General features: G+C 41.6%; 14 protein-coding genes. 6 read left to right on the top strand and 8 right to left on the bottom strand.

The window, feature by feature from the left end; translation table 11 throughout:
• Position 1 precedes the first annotated feature (1 nt).
• From ACSSVW_RS01520 to ACSSVW_RS01510, 3 genes are all read left to right on the top strand, one after another.
• On the top strand, positions 2 to 1681 hold the full coding sequence (locus ACSSVW_RS01520; protein ID WP_454178688.1) for a GMC family oxidoreductase: 1680 nt from the start codon (positions 2 to 4) through the stop codon (positions 1679 to 1681).
• Positions 1682 to 1683: 2 nt separating this feature from the next.
• Positions 1684 to 2439 carry a gluconate 2-dehydrogenase subunit 3 family protein gene (locus ACSSVW_RS01515; protein ID WP_421420364.1) on the top strand — a complete coding sequence of 252 codons (756 nt, stop codon included), beginning with the start codon at positions 1684 to 1686 and terminating at the stop codon, positions 2437 to 2439.
• 74 nt (positions 2440 to 2513) lie between these two features.
• A complete protein-coding gene (locus ACSSVW_RS01510) occupies positions 2514 to 3344 on the top strand; it encodes a sugar phosphate isomerase/epimerase family protein (protein ID WP_074989075.1) in 831 nt (276 codons plus the stop codon).
• Positions 3345 to 4231: 887 nt separating this feature from the next.
• Here the strand turns inward: ACSSVW_RS01510 and rnd are convergent.
• From rnd to ACSSVW_RS01495, 3 genes are all read right to left on the bottom strand, one after another.
• The gene (gene rnd, locus ACSSVW_RS01505; RefSeq protein WP_454178687.1) at positions 4232 to 5362 is read right to left on the bottom strand and encodes a ribonuclease D; all 1131 of its coding nucleotides are present in this window, start codon (positions 5360 to 5362) and stop codon (positions 4232 to 4234) included.
• Between the two features lie 56 nt (positions 5363 to 5418).
• The gene (gene fadD / locus ACSSVW_RS01500; protein ID WP_454178686.1) at positions 5419 to 7077 is read right to left on the bottom strand and encodes a long-chain-fatty-acid--CoA ligase FadD; all 1659 of its coding nucleotides are present in this window, start codon (positions 7075 to 7077) and stop codon (positions 5419 to 5421) included.
• Positions 7078 to 7194: 117 nt separating this feature from the next.
• Positions 7195 to 8046, bottom strand: coding sequence for an alpha/beta fold hydrolase (locus ACSSVW_RS01495; protein WP_421420361.1), 852 nt, complete (start codon positions 8044 to 8046; stop codon positions 7195 to 7197).
• A 110-nt stretch (positions 8047 to 8156) separates the two neighbouring features.
• Here ACSSVW_RS01495 and ACSSVW_RS01490 point away from each other — a divergent pair, with 110 nt between their 5' ends.
• Positions 8157 to 9446: an alkaline phosphatase gene (locus ACSSVW_RS01490; RefSeq protein ID WP_036971942.1), complete on the top strand. Its 1290-nt coding sequence runs from the start codon at positions 8157 to 8159 to the stop codon at positions 9444 to 9446.
• 63 nt (positions 9447 to 9509) lie between these two features.
• Here the strand turns inward: ACSSVW_RS01490 and ACSSVW_RS01485 are convergent, their stop codons facing one another.
• The 5 genes from ACSSVW_RS01485 to ACSSVW_RS01465 all read right to left on the bottom strand — a co-directional run bounded on the left by ACSSVW_RS01485 (position 9510) and on the right by ACSSVW_RS01465 (position 16999).
• Complete coding sequence (locus ACSSVW_RS01485) at positions 9510 to 9833, bottom strand: hypothetical protein (RefSeq protein WP_065979051.1); 324 nt, start codon at positions 9831 to 9833, stop codon at positions 9510 to 9512.
• A 338-nt stretch (positions 9834 to 10171) separates the two neighbouring features.
• Positions 10172 to 10864: a tRNA (adenosine(37)-N6)-threonylcarbamoyltransferase complex dimerization subunit type 1 TsaB gene (gene tsaB / locus ACSSVW_RS01480; protein ID WP_036971946.1), complete on the bottom strand. Its 693-nt coding sequence runs from the start codon at positions 10862 to 10864 to the stop codon at positions 10172 to 10174.
• Between the two features lie 10 nt (positions 10865 to 10874).
• The gene (locus ACSSVW_RS01475) at positions 10875 to 12791 is read right to left on the bottom strand and encodes an ATP-dependent DNA helicase (RefSeq protein ID WP_036971947.1); all 1917 of its coding nucleotides are present in this window, start codon (positions 12789 to 12791) and stop codon (positions 10875 to 10877) included.
• 94 nt (positions 12792 to 12885) lie between these two features.
• On the bottom strand, positions 12886 to 14748 hold the full coding sequence (locus ACSSVW_RS01470) for a M28 family metallopeptidase (protein ID WP_454178685.1): 1863 nt from the start codon (positions 14746 to 14748) through the stop codon (positions 12886 to 12888).
• 55 nt (positions 14749 to 14803) lie between these two features.
• Positions 14804 to 16999, bottom strand: a complete 2196-nt coding sequence (locus ACSSVW_RS01465) for a M4 family metallopeptidase (RefSeq protein WP_454178684.1) — start codon at positions 16997 to 16999, stop codon at positions 14804 to 14806.
• A 392-nt stretch (positions 17000 to 17391) separates the two neighbouring features.
• Here ACSSVW_RS01465 and ACSSVW_RS01460 point away from each other — a divergent pair, with 392 nt between their 5' ends.
• On the top strand, positions 17392 to 18471 hold the full coding sequence (locus ACSSVW_RS01460; protein WP_454178683.1) for a mechanosensitive ion channel family protein: 1080 nt from the start codon (positions 17392 to 17394) through the stop codon (positions 18469 to 18471).
• Positions 18472 to 18697: 226 nt separating this feature from the next.
• Complete coding sequence (locus ACSSVW_RS01455) at positions 18698 to 19987, top strand: cation:proton antiporter (protein ID WP_118844883.1); 1290 nt, start codon at positions 18698 to 18700, stop codon at positions 19985 to 19987.
• Positions 19988 to 20021: the final 34 nt, after the last annotated feature.

Here is a 20021-nt window from a genome sequence, read left to right as displayed (position 1 = left end):
GATGTCTGAATTTAAACATAAGGTATTGGTTGTTGGCTCTGGTGCGGGTGGCGCAATGGCTGCTTACACACTTACAAAACTAGGTCATAAAGTACTGCTGTTAGAAGCAGGTCGACATTATGATCCAAAAACAGAAAGCCCAATGTTTCGCCGCAATAGCGAGGCTCCATTAATGGGGGCAGGCAACAAAGATAAAAACTTTGGTTTCTACGATGCAACGGTCGATGGCGGTTGGCAAGTGCCCGATGAGCCATACACCAGTGCAAAAGGCAGCGACTTTTATTGGTGGCGTGCTCGCATGTTAGGCGGCCGGACTAATCACTGGGGTCGTTACTCTCTGCGCTTTAGTGAACACGACTTTAAAGGTAAAAGCCGTGATGGTCACGGTGCGGACTGGCCTTTCGAGTATGCCGACTTAGCACCTTGGTACGACAAAACTGAAGAGCTCGTTGGAGTGTGTGGCACTAACACTGGCCATGAAGATATGCCAGATTCATCGCCGGGTATTTTGCAGCCACCACCAAAACCCCGCGTACCAGAGTTATTAATTGCTGCTTCTGCAAAGAAATTGGGCATTCAAGCTGTGCCAATGCATCGTGCGGTTTTAACCCGTCCAAAAGACGACCGTTTAGCATGCTTCTATGCAACACCATGTGGCTCTGGTTGCTCAATTGGTGCCGCATTCCAAACAACAACATCGCTGTTACCTATGGCAAAAGCAACGGGTAATTTAAAAGTGATTACTGATGCAATGGTAAAATCGGTGGCTGTTAATGATCAAGGTAAAGTAACGGGTGTAACCTATGTTGATAAGAAAACAGTCACAGAGCACGCTCTTGAAGCTGATGTGGTCATTCTTGCGGCCAGTGCCTGCGAATCAGCACGTATTTTATTAAACTCTAAACACAAAACACACCCTAAAGGTCTTGCTAATTCGAGTGGTCAGGTTGGTCGTAATTTAATGGATTCAACAGGTGCATGGCTAGGAGCACAAATTCCAGCACTAAAAGGCCGCCCGCGTTATAACGAAGATGGTCATACCGCAAACCACTTATTCATTCCTTGGTGGGGCCATCAAGCCCAAGCTAACAATGAGTTAGATTTCCCACGTGGTTATCACTTTGAAATTGGTGGCGGCTTCAGACAACCCGGTTCAGGTGTGTCTGGCGATAAACAAGGGTATGGCCCCGCCTTAAAACAACAAATTCGCGATGCGTACGGCTCTTATGTAGGATTTGCGCTACGCGGTGAAATGTTACCAAATAAAGATACTTACATGGAAATTGACGAAAACGTTAGAGATAAATGGGGTATTCCGGTTTCGAAATTCCACTTTAAGTGGTCTGATCGTGAATTAAAGCAAATTGAGCATGGCTTAAAAACGGCCAAACAAATCCTTGAAAACATGGGCGCAGAGGTTGGTGAACTCCCGCCTGCCGAAAAAGCTATTTCAAAAGGTGGCGAGATTATCCATGAGGTAGGTACCACACGCATGGGCAGCTCAAAGAAAGACTCTGTGACTAATCAATGGGGTCAAACGTGGGATTGTAATAACTTGTTCGTCATGGATGCAGGGGTGTTTGCCTCAAACCCACATAAAAACTGTACGCTCACCATCATGACGCTGGCAATGCGTAATTCAACTTGGCTTGCTCAACAAATTGATAATGGGGTACTTTAATTATGCATCATCGTAACGAACACGAAACCTATAACTATGTTTCAGGAATGAGTCGACGAGACTCTTTAAAGTGGCTAGGCTTATTAGCCGCAGGCTCAGCGGTCGGGCTAACCGCAGGGTGTACAAAAGCACTTGAAATCGGTGCAGCATCCTCAACTGAGGGGCATTGGCCGGACTTAGATATTAAACCTATTACCGCAAAAGGTTATGGGCAAGATCCCAATTTAGTGATCCCACCACAATCACCATGGCCATTGACATTAACGGCGGACGAAATAACCTTAGTGGCGTTATTATCCGATTACATTGTGCCGCGCGAAGGCACTATTCCATCGGCAAGTGAGTTGCACGTACCGGCGGTTATCAATGAATGGGTTAGCGCACCTTATGAAGGACAACAACGTGACCGCATTAAAATTTTAAATTCACTTGCGTGGATAAACGACGAATCTAAGTTGCGCTTTAAGAAGCCATTTACCGCCTTAAGTGAGCAACAGCATCGCGCAATTTTAGATGATATTGCTTATTTTAATGAACAAACACCTGCCCAATTTCAACGTATTGGTAAAGCATTTTTACGCTTTAAAGAGTTGGTGTTAGCCGCTTTCTTCTGCACGCCTGAGGGCTGTAAAGACATTGGCTACTTAGGAAATGTGCCTATTGCAGGCGATTATCCGGGACCGTCTGACGAGGCAAAAGCGCATTTAGATCAGATTTTAGTAGACCTAGGCTTAAGCGAATACGCCTATACCGATTAGCTTCCCCCCTTGTGTTGTTTTATAACACACTGCAATGCAGGGGGTTAACTCCCCTGCTTTTTTAGGATTTAAATATGTTTAACTCTCGTTATTTATTATTTTTAATTTGCTTTGTATTTAGCAGTCAGTTATTGGCGACTATTCCAGTCAGTGTGCAATTATGGTCGGTTAAGGACTCCCTTAAAAAAGATTTCCATAATACTTTAAAATCACTCTCTGAAATGGGCTTTGATGGCGTTGAGTTTGCCGCAGACTTTGGCCCTTACAGTGATAACCCTGCCGGCCTCAAAGCAAAACTAACTGAATTGGGCTTACTTGCCAGTAGTGCTCACGTCGGCTTTGATGCACTCAATGAAAGCAATATTGATAGCACACTCCTTTTTTACAAAACACTTGGGGTAACAACACTGTATGTCCCTTGGGATGAGCGAGCATGGCACCCAGAAGGCGTTAAATCATTGGTTAAAGAGCTGACTAAAGTCAGTAATTATGCAAGCCGCTATAATATGAAGATCGGTTTTCACAATCATAATAAAGAGTTTAATGCATTTAATAACGCAACATTTTGGGATTACATCGCTAGCAACACCCCAAATAGCATGCCATTACAACTAGACATTGGCTGGGTTAATTACGCGGGTAAAGACCCTCTTTATTTCATAAAAAAATACCCCAAGCGAACGCTCTCAACACACATAAAAGTTCGTACTAAAAATGGCAGCATACTGAGCCCCATTATTGGTGAAAACAGCATAGATTGGCCAGAAATCATCGACACCTTAGAAACAGATGGTAATACCCAATGGTTAGTGCTTGAGCAAGAGGAATACCCTGAGGGGTTAACGCCACTGCAAAGTGTGGCAAAATCGAAAAAGAACTTAGATAAAATTTTAGTGGGGATGTAAATCCCTGCTAATGGCGTTATATAGAAAAATAACGAGCGTTATTCAGCATATAATCGGTAAAATTCTCGTTAATTTCTTCACCCAATAAATTTAAACCGCATTATGTTACATACTGATTCAAAAAAGGAATTTCATATTAAATAATACAATATAATCAAAAAAGGGACGGAATACCCTCTTTTAGGCTGGTTGTCATATATTAAAAGGATCGTAATATAAAGAAAAACATCTCAAGGATAGAGCATGAAAGTCCTAACGCTGAAGAAAAATTCAGAGAAAAGCGTGTTATTAATACTCGCTTTTATACTATTTACCCTGTTGATTCTTTTAGAATATTTACCTGAAAAGTATCTCATTTATCAATTAACGTTGCTAACAACCGTTTGCATATCTGCAATAATTATCGTCTTAGTTATTAGCTCCAAAAGTGAATTAACAATATGCCATCACGGTGTATTTTATCGTTCTATGTTCGGCAACTTTCACATTGAAGCCAGTCGGGTCAAATTGCTCCGTCACTATTCAAAATGTGGTTTTCACTGTGTCATTATGTTTGGTGATAGGTTCTTTCTTTTTGCCCCCTTCTACACGTTAACCTCACGGCAAACACAAGGACTAAAACGCTATAATTCCAATTTATTAAATTGGCTACACGAAAAAAGTAAACACAGAAAACTGCTCTAACCGCTTAAGCAAAGGAAAGATGCTTTAATAAAAACATGTTGTGAAAACGCACCATGCTTATATTTATTAAATCATACTATTTAAGGGTGTTATTTAAGACATTGAATTTTAATGCACTTTATAGAAGCAGCCACCAGGCGGTTTGACTATTTAGTGAAAAATATAGTCAAACCACAGTCAGGCTCTGTTTAAAAAGTGGGCTCTTAGTTATCCCATTCTTTAAGAGCATCTTTAACATATTCATAGCGCCAAGAATTGAATAAGTCAGGCTTAGATGACGTTTTTCGTTCTTCGTTATCGAGCTTCCAGTTCCAACTTATTAATTGGTTAATTTGCTTTTTAGACGCTAAGACATCTTCTGGAATACCCTGCTCTTTTGCTACTTTAGTGATCTTTTGCTTAATATCTTTCGCCGCCTTTTTATAAGCTGGAAAATCAATAAGACGCTTTAATTGCTGCGGATGCTCACTAACGTCAATCGCTTTTCCTCGCTCGATGCACTGTAATATTTCAACCCCCGAACGATTTACTTCCATCGGCTCAATACCCGGTACACGGCGTAAAGAGTTTAAGCTTGCGGGTTTACGTTTGGCAATTTCAACCATATTGTGCTCTTTCACTACAAAGTTAAGCGCGAGGTTTTTTCGCTCAGCTTTTTCACGGCGCCATGCAGCAAGCTCTCGTAATACAGCTAAGTCATGAGGACGCAATTGCCATGCATTTTTAATATCTTTATAAAGCTGATCATAAGGCGTTTGATAAGCCCGTTTTTGCGCAACCAACTCACTTTCACTAATGACGATATCAAAAAAGCCAGCTTCAACAATTTGCTTTTTAATTATTTCGAAACAAGGTAATAAATGAAAAGTATCGGCTGCTGCGTAATCTAGCTGTTTTTTGGTTAATGGGCGTTGTAGCCAGTTTGTTCTTGATTCGCTTTTATCTATTTCGATATCAAGTAATTCTTTGACCATGTGGGCGAACCCCATGCAGTTGCCATGCCCTAAAATTTGCAGTGCAAACTGGGTATCAAACAAGGGGGTTGGAACAAAACCCGCGTACTTTTGAAACACCTCAATATCTTCTGACGGAGAGTGCAATACCTTTAAAACATCAGGGTTTTTAAGCACTTGCCAAAAATCATAAAGCGACAACTCTGCCAATGGATCGATTAGCGCTAAGTGCTCACCATCAAAAACTTGAATAAGTGCGACCTCTGGGTACAAGGTGCGACGGCGCATAAATTCGGTATCAATAGCAAGCACAGACTTGCCTGTAATTTGTTCTACAAAATCATTTAATTGGTTTTGCGTTTCGATCACTTGGTATTGCACTTATACCCCTTTAAATATCAATTACCATAAAAAAAGCCGGCTAATGCCGGCTCTTATTATTTTTCGTCCTTTAAGGCTCTTCTCAGAATCTTACCAACGTTTGTTTTTGGTAATTCATCCCTAAACTCAACCAGTTTAGGCACCTTATAGTTCGTTAAATTATCACGACAGTGTTTTATTATATCTTTTTCAGTTAAAGATTGATCTTTTTTCACGACAAAAACTTTAACTTGTTCACCACTTACTTCATGCGGGATACCGATTGCTGCGACTTCAAGCACACCTTCGTGCATTGCAACCACTTCTTCAATCTCATTTGGGAATACATTAAAGCCCGACACAATGATCATGTCTTTCTTACGATCCACAATATAGAAGAAACCTTCATCATCGTATGTCGCAATATCACCTGTTGCAAACCAGCCATCTTTTAAGCACTCAGCTGTGGCATCTGGGCGATTATAATAACCGAGCATAACTTGTGGGCCTTTAACCCATAGTTCACCGGGTTCACCTTTTACTGCTTCTTCACCGTTTTCAAGCATTAGCTTAATATCAGTGCTTGGCGCAGGTAAACCAATTGAGCCATTGTAGCTGTCTAGATCGTATGGACTCACTGTAACAAGTGGCGCACACTCAGTTAGGCCATAGCCTTCCATCAATTTGGTTTTTGTGACAGCTTGCCATTTTTCGGCAACAGGACGTTGCACCGCCATACCACCGCCTAATGACATTTTTAAACTTGAGAAATCAAGTTCAGCAAATCCCGGAGTATTCAATAAACCATTAAACAACGTATTTACACCCGTCACGGCTGTAAATTTATGTTGCGCTAACTCTTTGACGAAACCAGGCATATCACGTGGGTTTGTGATCAGCACGTTTAAGCCACCATATTTCATGAAGGTTAAACAGTTAGCTGTCAGTGCAAAGATGTGATAAAGCGGCAGTGCTGTAATAACCACTTCTTTACCGCGCTCTAAAACATTATCTAAGCAACCTGATACTTGTTCAAGGTTACCAACCATATTACCGTGCGATAACATAGCCCCTTTTGACACACCGGTTGTTCCACCTGTGTATTGTAAGAATGCTAAGTCGTTAAGATCGACATCTGGCTTTTTATAGGTTGCTTCATCACCCGCAAGCGCATCAGAAAATTTGATTACATTTGGGAGTGAGTAACTTGGCACCATTTTTTTGATATATTTAACAACAAAGTTAACGATATGCTTTTTGAGGCCGCCAACCATGTCGCCCACTTGTGTGACCACAATGTGTTTGACGTTCGTTTTCGGTAATGCTTTTTCGAGGGTGTCAGCAAAATTAGCAAGAATAAATATTGCAGATGACTCAGAGTCATTTAACTGATGCTCTAATTCACGAACCGTGTAAAGTGGATTGACATTAACCACTACACAACCAGCGCGAAGAATACCTAAAATTGTTACCGGCGTTTGCAGTAAGTTAGGCATCATTACCGCTACTTTATCGCCTTTTTTTAGACCAAGATCATTTTGAATATACGACGCAACACGTTTTGTTGCACTGTCGATTTCGCTGTAGGTCAACACTTTACCCATGTTAGTAAAGGCTGGAAGGTCACTATAGTCAGCAAAACTTTTTTCAAACAAGTCGAGTAACGAGTGATAATGCTCAGGGTCGATTGTTTCAGGCATACCTTCTGGGTAGCGCTTAAGCCAGATTTTTTCCACTCTTAGCTCCTGTTTATAATTATATTTTTTAATAACCTTAATCTAACTAAGGCCGTTTCACAATGGAGTAAATACTCTAATGGTGCAGATAATCCCATATTTGGTGCAATTATACAATTAACTTGCTTTATCGTGCCTAATAAATCCATGAATGTGTTCTAAGGTTAATGCAGGACTTTGCATATGGCAATGGTGACCGCCTGGTATCTGATGAATTTTTAACTCCTTGTAATATTTACCATAAGCATCTAAGTTTTGTTTTACGAACTCAAATCCTTTATCGCCCATTATAAGCTGGCATGGGGCTTTAATGAGTTTAATTGTTGCTGCACATTGTGCCTCATTAAAACGAAACCCTGAATGATTTTTAAGCTTAGGATCGGTTCTCAAGTACCACTTACCACCCTTTTCATAACAATTACGCTCCATGAGGAGCGCAGCGTGCGGGTACGCTAAATCGCCACTGGCGAGTCTTGCACTAATGATGTGCGCCTTTGACTCAAATGCGCGTGGCTGTTTACTGTTTACACGTGCCCGGTTCAAAATGGCTTTTCGAAGTTGACTCGCTGTATCTGAACTGGGTGTAGTCACACAGCCTATCCCTTCTATAAAATTGACCGAGGCCACTTTTTCTGGAAAGCAACTTGCGAAAACGCCTGCAACCATCGCTCCCATCGAATGACCAACTAAGTGAACACGATCCACATTGAGTGTCGCAAGTAACATATAGATATCATCAATGTAATCTATAAAGTAGTAATGTGCATCTTTATTACGCCAATCTGATAAGCCGTGCCCCGGAAAATCAACGCAATACCATGTGTGGTTTAAGGTCGCATTATGTAGCATAGGTAGGTAACTATTTGCGTTATCTAGCCATCCGTGTAAAGCAATCACAACCTCTTCACCATGACCAAAGGTTAGGCCATGCAAGGTTTTATCGCCAGTTTGATAAGAAAAAGGCTGCACACTTGCTCCTATTTTTTAAACGTTTCAACTTAAAGGCGTTTATTTATCGTCTGGCTAGTATACAATAATCTCGGCAGTATAAATAAGGGCACAATAATAAGGTTACATCAATGAAATTTAAATTAAGTCTTTTAGCATTATTATGCTCAGCAAGTTCAGTTATGGCTGAATCTGCACCAAAAAATATCATTTATATGATTGGTGATGGAATGGGCCCTGCATATACCACCGCTTATCGTTACTTTAAAGATGATCCAAACACCAAAGTTGTAGACCCAACTGTATTCGATACTATTTTACGTGGTATGGCGCACACTTACCCTGATGACCATACTTATGTAACAGACAGTGCTGCGGGCGCAACAGCGTTAAGCAGTGGACGAAAAAGTTATAATGGCGCTATCGCCGTTGATACTGACAAAAAGCCAGTCAAAACAATGCTCGAAATAGCTAAAGAGCGTGGCATGACAACGGCTCTTGTGGCAACGTCACAAATTAATCATGCAACACCTGCGAGTTTTGCAGCGCACAATGAATCTCGTCGTAACTATGACGAAATTGCTAACGACTATATTGATAATAAAATCGCCGGTAAATTACCCGTCGATCTTATGTTAGGTGGCGGTACGAAATACTATGTACGTGATGATCGCAATCTTGTAGAAGAGTTTAAATCGGCTGGTTATCAGTACAGTGATGACTTTGCAGCCCTTAATGAGATAAAGCAAATACCTGCTCTGGGTTTATTTGCCGAAGTCGGTTTACCGTTTGCGCTGGACGAAAACCCAACACGTTTAACACAAATGACGTCGAAAGCGCTTGATTTACTTGATGGTCAAAATGATAAAGGGTTCTTTGTCATGATCGAAGGCAGTCAAATTGATTGGTGTGGTCATGCGAACGATATCGCGTGTGCAATGGGTGAAATGGACGACTTTGCAAAGTCTATCGAACAGGCAAAAGCGTATGTTGATAAAAACCCAGACACGTTACTTGTCATCACAGCTGATCACTCAACAGGTGGTTTAACTCTGGGTGCTCACGGTCAATATAAATGGGAAACAGAAGTCGTTAAAGGTGTTAAAGCGACGGCGGGTACCATTACTGATGAGTTACAAAAAACTGACGACTTAAAGTCAGTATGGCAACGTTATACTAATATTGAATTTACCGAAGAAAATAGTATCAAACTTGAGCAAGCTAAAAAAATGGGTGATAAAGCGTTACTCCTTGCTGTAAAAGATATCATTAACCACGCTAGTTTTACTGGCTGGACAACGGGTGGTCATACAGCTATTGACGTACAAGTTTTTGCTTACGGTCAGCGCGCAAAAGACTTTTACGGTTCGCAAAACAACACAGACATTGCTGATAAGTTGATTGATTTTATTAAACAGTAATCGTTTTAAACGAAAAAAGCCTAAACAAGTGTTTAGGCTTTTTTTATGTTTATCGTTTTCACATTAAGCGTACACATCTACACCTATCAGGCTTTGCACCTCAGCACGTCGCTCTAAATTAGCAAACTCGGTATACGTCGAAATAGCACGGCTAATTTTCGGGTTATTTGGCTTATCGTAAATGGTTTGCTGATAGTTTTGTGACTCTGTTTTAAATTCGGCTGCGAGCGCAACACCTTGAGGGCTCGTTTTAACGTATTCCGTTGACGATTTTTGCTCAGCCGATTGGTCTGATATCGCCTTAGGCGCATCAGTTACGGTATTTTTACGGCTATACTGACCCGGTATATCGCCAGTGAAAAAGCCTGAGCCAATCGGTAACGTCAAGGTCTTAATCCCAATTTAAAGATGCTTAAATTATGTGTCATAAATGCCAACGCTGCAAGTTTAGGGTGTGGTTATTACCCATAAATAGGCTATAACGCAGCACACATACCAAACATGCGCTGCCCTTCGGGTTCTTCCTAGGGGCGATTAACTCTTGGTTGCCTACATAATATAGGTGAGAGTATGTGCAGCACGCGGCAGCTTTGCTCGATTATTACTCAGATCAATTATTACTTAGCTCGGTTATTACTCAGCGCACTAGGTAACAAACCTCGCACCGCGATTAAATCCCTTCTAGCCTGAACACATTTTAATTATGAAAGGTCAACATGTTCTCGTTATTCACGCCCGGGAAGCTTTTTCCACGTTACGGTATCTCGCACATATTTAGGTTGAGCATTTGCAGCACTTACCGTATCACCTTTTTCAAAGGCACTGGCAACCGATGCCAACATGTACTGAGCATCAGGCAATAAAATATCTGGACTTACGCTTATATTTGCCATTTCACTGACAAGTTCTGGGTACGTTTTCCAGCCTGTACCTACCGCCGTTGCGGAGTTATCTGGCAGGGTAAGTAGTTCTGGTTTAATCACTTGTTCTTCATTCACAAGTGTCATTAAACCGTGCTCATTTGCTTGATATTGAGCAAAGTATATTTCCCCCATACGTGCATCAATTGCTGAGAACACATCTGAAACATGATGTTGTTCATGTGCTTGCTGAGCCATCATTTGCAGCGTTGATACACCCACAAGCGGTAATTTGGCCGCATAGGCCAAACCTTGTGCGATGGCTACGCTAATACGTACCCCCGTAAAACTGCCGGGGCCTTGACCAAAACCAATCACGTCTAACTGCGTTAATTTACATTGCGCTTTGGTTAATAATTCATCAATTAAAGGCAAGATTTTTTGACTGTGCTGTTGCGGGCACTCTTCAAAATGATGAAATGTTTGCCCTTGATAATGAAGCACAATTGATAAGGCTTCTGTTGATGCATCGAGGGCAAGAATATTTTGTTTAATCATCTACATTACTCTAATTGATCTGTTCTAAAAAGGCGTTTGCCATTGCTAAATCACGCGTACGTCGCATGGGTGGCAAACTTTTTAAAAATACTTGGCCGTATTGGCGTGTCACTAATCGATTATCACAAATAACCAATACACCTTTATCTTTGTTATCACGAATAAGGCGCCCTACTCCTTGCTTCAGGGCAATTACCGCTTGAGGTAATTGAATATGCGCAAAAGGGTCTTTACCTTGCAGTTGGCAATCTTGCATGCGCGCTTGAAGCAGGGGGTCGTCTGGTGCAGCAAACGGCAATTTATCAATAATAACACAACTTAATGTACTGCCTCTAACATCCACCCCTTCCCAAAAAGAGGCAGTGCCAAGTAAAACAGCATTACCGTGGCGAGTGAATTTTTCAAGAATAATGCGTTTTGACATTTGCCCTTGCATGTACACCGGGTAATCTAATTGTGTGGTTAACCCTTCCGCCACCAAATGCATCATACGGTAACTTGTAAACAGTACAAAGCAACGCCCTTTGGCTGATTTAATAAGCTCAAGCGTTAACTTAATAATGGCATGTGGCATGTTGTTAGCGTGCGACTCAGGTAAATAGCGAGGTAAACACAGCAAGGCCTGTTGTTCATAGTCAAATGGGCTTTCAACAATCATGCTTTGCGCGGGTTTTAAACCAAGGCTGGCGTTAAAGTGGCCAAGATCATTATCTACCGACAACGTGGCTGAGGTAAAAACAAATCCAGCCCCAGTGTCTTTCATCATCTGTGCAAATTTTGCCGACACGTTCAGCGGCGTAATGTTCACCGTTAAATAGCGACGCGTGGTTTCGTACCAATAGCTATAACCTGTTTGTGCTGTATCGAATACGCGTTCAAGCTGCCCTTTAAAGGCCAACGTGCGTTCAAAGGGGTGCTCTATTTTTTCACTGCGGTCTAAGCATAGTTTTAGTACTTGATATAAAAAGTCGAGATCGCTTATCACCCGATGCAGTGCCGCGCAGATATCTTTATCGGCCAGCTTTTCTCGCCAATCTCCGCGACTGCCATCAATACCAAACTGCAAGCGTAAGTCAGCCACACTGGTTTCTAGTTTATTGAGCGTTTTACCCAGCTGCAACATATCGGGGATATCGGCACGGTAAATTGCCCGCAGATCATTAATTAAATCCACCAGCTTTTTTGTACTGACACTTTCACCAAAGTAATCACTGGCAATCTCACTTAATTGGTGTGCTTCATCAAAAATATAGGCATCGGCTGTTGGCATTAATTCAGCAAAACCGGTGTCTTTTACCGCCATATCAGCGAAGAATAAGTGGTGATTAATCACCACAACATCCGCTTCCATCGCATTTAATCGTGCTTTACGTATATAACAATCTTGAAAGTCAGGGCACTCTTTCCCTAAGCAATTATCGGCCGTTGAACTGACATAGGGCAGCACTTTTGCATCTTCTTCAATACCAATACAATCGGCTAAATCGCCAGAACGTGTTTCGCTGGCAAATTTTGCGACCATTGCTAATTGATGCATGACATCCGGGTCATCTGTTGGCACGTGCGCTACATGCTGACTTAACCGATATGTACATAAATAGTTTGCACGGCCTTTTAACAAGGCCACTTTTTTTGTCGCGCTTAATGCTTTTACTAAGTTTGGCAAATCACGATGAAACAACTGCTCTTGCAGGGCTTTTGACCCAGTAGAAATAATTGTCTTACCTTTTGATTTTAATGCAGGAGCCAAGTAAGCATAAGTTTTACCCGTCCCCGTTCCTGCCTCAACCACTAATTGATGACGTTTTTGCAAGGCATCATCAACCGCAACAGCCATATCAATTTGTGGCTGTCGAGGTGTGTATCCATCAAGAGAAAGCGCAAGAGGGCCAGTGGCACTGAAAAGTTGTTTGATAAACTTCGCCAATAGATTAAAAGTGATGGCCAGATTTTACGTAACTGACTTGCCAAGGGCAAGACTAAATGAGGAAGGCGGGCTTCCTCATTAGCAAAAAGGACGATTACTGTGCTTGAATCGTTAACGTTATTCCCGACGCAGCACGGTATCCCTGTATATCTATGTACCAAGTACCACTTTGCGGGTTATCAATTTGGCATGTTTCTTCGTTGCCATTTTTATAGGGGCGACACTGATAATTTGAAGCTGTGGAAGCTGAGCCATAATTCACATACAAGTCGGCATCACCGCTGCCACCTGAAGTTGTCACGGTTAAACGACTCAAACCCGCCGGTATTTGCTGTGTAAAGCGTTGCCAACTTCCAGCACCGACACTAATATTACTTTCTGTACGGTCGATACTACCGACACTCCCCGTCTCGTTGAAACGACCCGTTAGGGAGACACCTGAAATTTCATTCCAAGCTTCAACCATCACATGATAAGTGCCTGCTTTAATGGTCGCTATTACACAACGCTCGTTACTTGATGATGTTGTACTCTTACAGTCAAAATCTTGCAATGTTGGTTTGCTGCCAAATTTTATATATAAGTCGGCATCCCCCGTGCCACCTTGAGTAACAAACTCAAGATTACTGCTCATTGAGGGTACTTCAAGGGTAAAAAATAACTGTTCTTTGGCTGCCCCTGCAATGTTCGTTGTGGCAATGCCATTTTCAAGTTCATTACTTGGCTCTTGAACAACATCTCCGGCATTTTTAGCTATCTCAGCCAAATAACTCACGGCAAGTTTTGCAAATTTACTGGCATGTTGTGGGTCAAACTGTAAATCGTTGGAGGTATGAATCAACGGGTTAATATCACTCATACGCGATTCAAAAGGCATTGAAGCAGCAAAACCTTGTTGATACCACGACGCATGATCTGAACAACCATAACCACATTGATCAAACCCGTAACTAACGTTTGGTTGATACGCATCTAAAAGCTGTGATAAGTACTGGTTTTGTGCTGCGTTTGTATAGTCTGTCATCATAACAATGTCGGTGCTACTGCCATGATTACCGGTCATGTCAAATTGCACCATGCCTACCACATTTTTCCCTTGTGCTTTGTAATTGGCAGCTATTTCTTTTGAGCCTCTAAGCCCAACTTCTTCAGCAGCAAAGCCCATAATTTGAATGGTTCGTTGTGGCTGATAATTATTCTGGACTATCGCTTTAAGCGCTTGGGTGAGCACGGCAATACCCGATGCATTATCATCTGCGCCAGGAGCCCTACCATTACTTGGGTTTGACTGATTAATTGAATCTAAATGGCCACCGATGATCACTATTTCGTTCGATTTTTCTGCACCGGGTATCGTTACAATCACCGACGATTGTGAAAAACTATGGCTAAAATAATCAACACTGATATCGCTACGACTACTGGCTATTTGTTGCCAATGCCCTTTTAACCACTGGGCAGCATCAACACCACTTTGTGCCGAGTAATATCGATTATGAAAGTTCATCATGCTGTTAACGGTATCAGTGAGCTCACTGCTGTTAATAGATGAAAGTAGCGCGTTGACTGTAGCGGCATTATCAAGACTATAATTAACTAAACTTGAGCTCGCAGCTAACTGCGAAACACCCTTTAACTGTTGAGTGTAAAGCTCGGCGTCTGCTAATGAATCATGAGCAACAAAACCACCACATCGATGGTAATTATCATGCATGAACTCACTTAACCCAGCGATCTCTTGCTTATTCAAGCGCATAAAATTTACTTGGTTTAGCGTTGATGATTGCATGGCAAAATTGTTATCTTGCTTACGTTGACTCATTGTCTCTTTTTTAAAGTGCTCTGCTGCAAGCGCATCAATAGTCACCCAAATAGTTTCGTTTGACCCGGCATGACTTAGTTGGCTAACGGAGAGTGTGGCAATGCCTATTAAGCACCGCGTAAGGAGGGTTGTCATAATCAATCCTTTTTATCTGTGAGAAAAAAGGGAGCCGAAGCTCCCGAAGAATAGGCTAGTTAGCCGAAATGGTCAGTGTTACACCGCTTGCAGCACGGTAGCCGCGAAGGTCGATATACCATGTACCCGCTTGTGGATTTGAGAATGTACACGTTTCGCTATTACCGTTTTTATAAGGGCGGCAATCATAGCTTGACGTAGTAGATTGAGAACCAAAGTTAACATACAAATCCGCATCACCTGATCCACCCGAAATAGTCACATCAAGCGATGAGTATCCCGCATCGAGGTCTTGCGTGAAACGAGTCCACCCACCTGAGGCAACACTCACGTTAGATTCAGTACGGTTAATTGGTGTGGCACCTCCCCCGGTGTTCGTATCAAAACTTCCTGTTAGTGATACACCTGAAATTTGATTCCATGCTTCCACCATCACAAAGTAAGTACCCGCTTGCACATTACTGATTGCACAGCTTTCCGTACTCGTAGATGACGTACTTTTGCAATCGAAGTTGCTAAGTGTTGGTTTTGAACCATACATCACATACAGATCGGCATCGCCGCTGCCACCTGTAGTATTAAACTGCAAGTTAGTTGCATAGTCAGGCACTTCAAGGGTAAAGAACAGCTGCTCTTTTGCTGCACCACTTATGCCTGTGCGAGCAACCCCATTTGTTAGTTCTTCATCGCCTGTAGGTGGTTCTGTTGTGCCACCACAGCTGCTACCTGCACTGAGGTTTGACGTTACACCCACAGCCGCAAGTGCAGCTTGAACATCAGCGGGTTCATAGCTTAAGTCACAGGCAGCATCCATAACACCGTTACCCGCAAGATCCCAGTTTGTGCTAGCAGTCCAATAAAGTTGGTTCGCACGAGCCATAACCACAAAGGCTTTTTGCGTATCCCAACCTGGTGTTGTTGCAAGGTTGTAGAATGCCTTATTGAATACACCTGAGCTGTAGTGAACATCCATACCCGAGTAATAGTCATTCTGATGATCAATCGAGCTGCCATCTTGCGTTGGATTATTCATATAGCGCAACGCACCATTGCCTTTAAAGATCTCTTGACCAACTAACCAGTCGTTTGAGCCTTTCATATAAAATTCGGCGGCTTCACCTGCCATATCAGAGAAAGCTTCATTCAAACCACCTGATTTACCAGAATACACCAGACCAGAGTTTTGCTCGGTAAAGCCATGACTTACTTCATGCGCTGAAACATCAAGACTGACTAAAGGATAAAACGTGTTTTGACCATCGCCAAAGGTCATAGCACTTCCATCCCAAAACGCGTTTTCGTAGTTATTTCCGTAGTGAACACGCATTTTTAATTGGAAGGTTAAGGGGGCTGTGCCGACCCAATCGTTATACATATTAAAAATAACATTGCCAAAGTAATGAGCGTCGTTTAATGGCGAATACGCACCATTGATTTCTTTAAATGTATTTTCTGGACAAGTAAACGAATATGCCGTTGAGCCACTGGTACTACCATTAAGATTAATGGTTTTTACATTGGCATTATCCATCGTACAAGTGCTGCCCGACTGAGCCACATCTAGACTGTCAAAGTCAGTGCCATAAATATACTTACCCGTTTTTAAATTTCCGCCTGGGCCTGTTGCACTGGCATGTTGAAGGTTATCAAAGCTAAATAAAACTTCACCGCTGTTTGCATCAATAATTTGGTACGGACGAGATGGGTTATCGCCATACGTGACATAAGACACTTCATACACCAGATGTGCCACACTATTTTCATCTAACCAAATAGCTAAACGAGACAGTTCATTATGCTTTTTTAAGCCAACCGATTTAATTGCTGCCGGTGAATTTGCAAGCCCTTTAGCAACGGCTTTTTTCTTGCTAAGTACAGGAGATACTGAACTAATGTCTGCTGCAATATCATACACCGCCGCACCATGTGCGCGTTTTAACTGGCCATTACTATCAAATGTAAGGCTAACCGTGTCGCCGATGACAGGTAGACCTTGATACATTTGCTGATAACGGCGGGTTGTATGGCCGTTATTTGTTTTGATTTCTTTTAATACAACTAAATCATTCCCTGCACCCAGACCAACTAACTGATTAGGGCTTGCCATCAATACCGATGCAGCATTAGTTTGCAAAGCTTGGTTAATCCCCATTTGTTGATTTAAGTATTGCTTATTCGCAGCTACTGCACTTGTTGCTTGAGTCAAAGCAAAAGCAGCAAGAGTTGCTAGTGTGATTTTAGATAAATTCACGTTTACGCTCCGTTAGATTGTTATGTATTTAATGTTTTTTTAGTAACCGGACTGCACATGTTCCCGATTAGTGACCAGCCTAGATGGGTAAACGCAAAAATGAAAATGAAACAAAAAATTTACAAATAAAGTGTTAGCTCTAAAAATAAAGTTCATATATTACAATGTATTGGAAATTTGAAGGTAACTGAAATGTTAACAATTAACGGTATACTGTAAATTATTTCATACATTTTTATAACATTAATTATACATTTGTACCTTTTATTTTTTCACCAACTGATTACTCGTATGCTCTGTTGATAAAAACCATATCAGCAGGTTTTTCCTCCTCAATAGCTAGGTACATATATTGCAGGTGACAGCAAGAACTTCAGGCGTAAGGATTGAAGATGTTTTCTGAATTGGCACAAAATGTGTGGGTAAACGAGCCATGGCTACTCGTAATTGGTGGCACATTTATAGCTGCTATTATCTTGTTTTTAATAAAGTTTATAATTATTTACTGTTTAAAAACGTGGACCCAGCGCACAGACTTTGTGTTTGACTCTTTGCTCGTCGACTCAATTTCCACGCCACTTACTTTATGCACAATGATGGTGCTTGTGATCATTTTTGGTCATTTATTAAACATGACTGATTTTCTAACTGACTACCCGCTTCCTATCGCAGCGACTGCGAAATCAATATTAATTTTTGCTTTAGTGCTATTTTTAGATGACTTCTTATTCGGTACCGTTGACTATTACAGTTCGCGCTCGTTAGTGGTGTCTAACAGCCGCAGCATTATTAAAGGAGTGATCCGCTGTGCCATTGTCAGTGTTGGACTACTGGTTTTATTAGGCACATTAGGTATTTCAATCACGCCTATTATCGCGTCGCTAGGGATCACTTCCCTCGCCGTTGCTCTTGCCTTACAGCCGACATTAGAAAATTTTTTCTCTGGGGTTCAACTGGTTATCGATAAACCTATTAGAGTCGGCGACTTTATCGAGCTTGAGAGTGGTGACCAAGGGTTTGTTGAAAAAATAGGCTGGCGATCAACGTGGGTGAAAATGTTGCCCAATAACATGATAGTGATCCCCAATAGTCAGTTGTCTAAATCGCGAATCATCAATTATTTTTACCCTGAAAAAGAGCTCAGTGTGCCAGTGGAAGTGGGGGTACATTATGGTTCCGATCTTGAAAAGGTCGAGCAAATAACACTTGATGTAGCAAGACAAGTTCTAAAAAGCCATGAATGGGGAATTGATGACTACGACACGTTTGTCGTGTTTCACACCTTTGATCAATCAAGTATTAATTTTACTGTGATGCTAAGAGTGAAAGAGTACTTTAATCGTTTTTGGGTGAAATCGGCTTTTATCAAAGCATTACATAAACGCTACGCCCAAGAAGGTATTGTGATTCCTTACCCTATTCGTGCTATAAACACGACACAAGAGTCTGCGTCGTTTAAAGACTCACATTGACCTAGCTAAATTTATGATAATTGCACTTTCCAACAGGTTGGATTTGTCTCTTTTGAGACAATTTTAACAGCAATTATACAAATGCAATCAGCACCTTGAATTTTTACTCTAAAATTTAATGAAAATCGCATAAACACTGTGACATACGTATGATACAGGCGTACCATATGCGCCCAGAAAGTGACTGCTTTCTGTGTCTTGTTTATAAAATATTTAAGGTCAAACAATGAATGCTTGGTACCTCATTTGTTTTCTTTCAGCATTAGCTATTTTTATTGCTTTTGCTAACCAGTTCATCCTCAAAATGCAAACAACAATTGCTATAACAACAGGCTCTGTTGTTATTTCTTTACTCCTTATTCTCGCCGTTAAAATGCTCGGTGATTCCACAGCCCTCGAAATGACTCAGGTGGTTTCAAGTATTAACTTTAATCAGTTATTGTTAAAGGGCATGCTAGGGTTTTTGCTGTTTGCAGGTGCGCTTGAAATTAATTTAGCAGCGCTGCGTAAACAGCGGTGGGAAATAACCGCATTAGTGCTATTTTCAACCATTACTTCAACCGTGATTGTAGGGTACTTGAGCTATTATTTATTTGCTTTTGTGGGCTGGCCTGTCCCTTTCATTTACTGTTTGTTATTTGGAGCATTAATTAGCCCTACTGACCCTATTGCCGTGTTAGCCATTATTAAACAAATGCGAGCCCCAGAGGGTATTTCTGTGCAAGTGGAAGGTGAGTCTTTGTTTAATGATGGTATTGGTTTGGTGATCTTTACCACTATTTTCTCGGTGGCTTTTTATGGTACAGAGGCAACGTTTACTGACGTAGCAGAGTTATTTTTAGTCGATGCAATCGGCGGCATTGTGTTTGGTTTAGTAATCGCATTAGTCGGGCACTTTTTAATCATTAATAGCCGCGATGTTAATATTCGCTTATTACTAACACTCACCATTCCTACTGCGGGCTTTGCAGCTGCTAACATTTGGGAAATATCAGGTGCTCTGGCAATGGTCACAAGTGGTATTTTGTTGGGTAATATTACCCGCTCAAAAGCGACTGAACGAACCGGTCCTGAAGATACTCGCTATGTAAAAGACTTTTGGCATGCAACCGACAGCTTCTTAAATGCCTTACTATTTTTGATTATCGGTATGCTAATTGTCACTATGCCTATCACCATTCAAGAAATTGGTCTTGGCTTACTCATGGTACCTGTTGTATTACTTGCGCGTTTTATCAGCGTGGGGACGCCATTTATGTTCTTCAAGAAGTATAGGCAATACGACAAACATTCTGTGAAGATTCTAACATGGGGTGGCCTAAGAGGCGGGTTAGCACTGGCAATGGCTGCGGCAATACCTCGCGACCAAGTAATGATTGCGGGCTCAGACCTTCATGATTTAATTGTCATTGTGACTTACGTCGTCGTCATTTTTTCTATTATTGTGCAAGGCTTAACTATTTCACCACTTATTCAAAGCAGTATTCAATCTGCCAAACACGTAACTGGGAAATAGTATCGCTGCATGTGCGTTATACCAATTGAGTTAA

The sequence above is a fragment of the Pseudoalteromonas sp. MBR-15 genome (genome assembly GCF_053628915.1).
The sequence above is the reverse complement of the archived record's forward strand: the minus strand, read 5'-3'. Positions and strand labels throughout refer to the sequence as shown.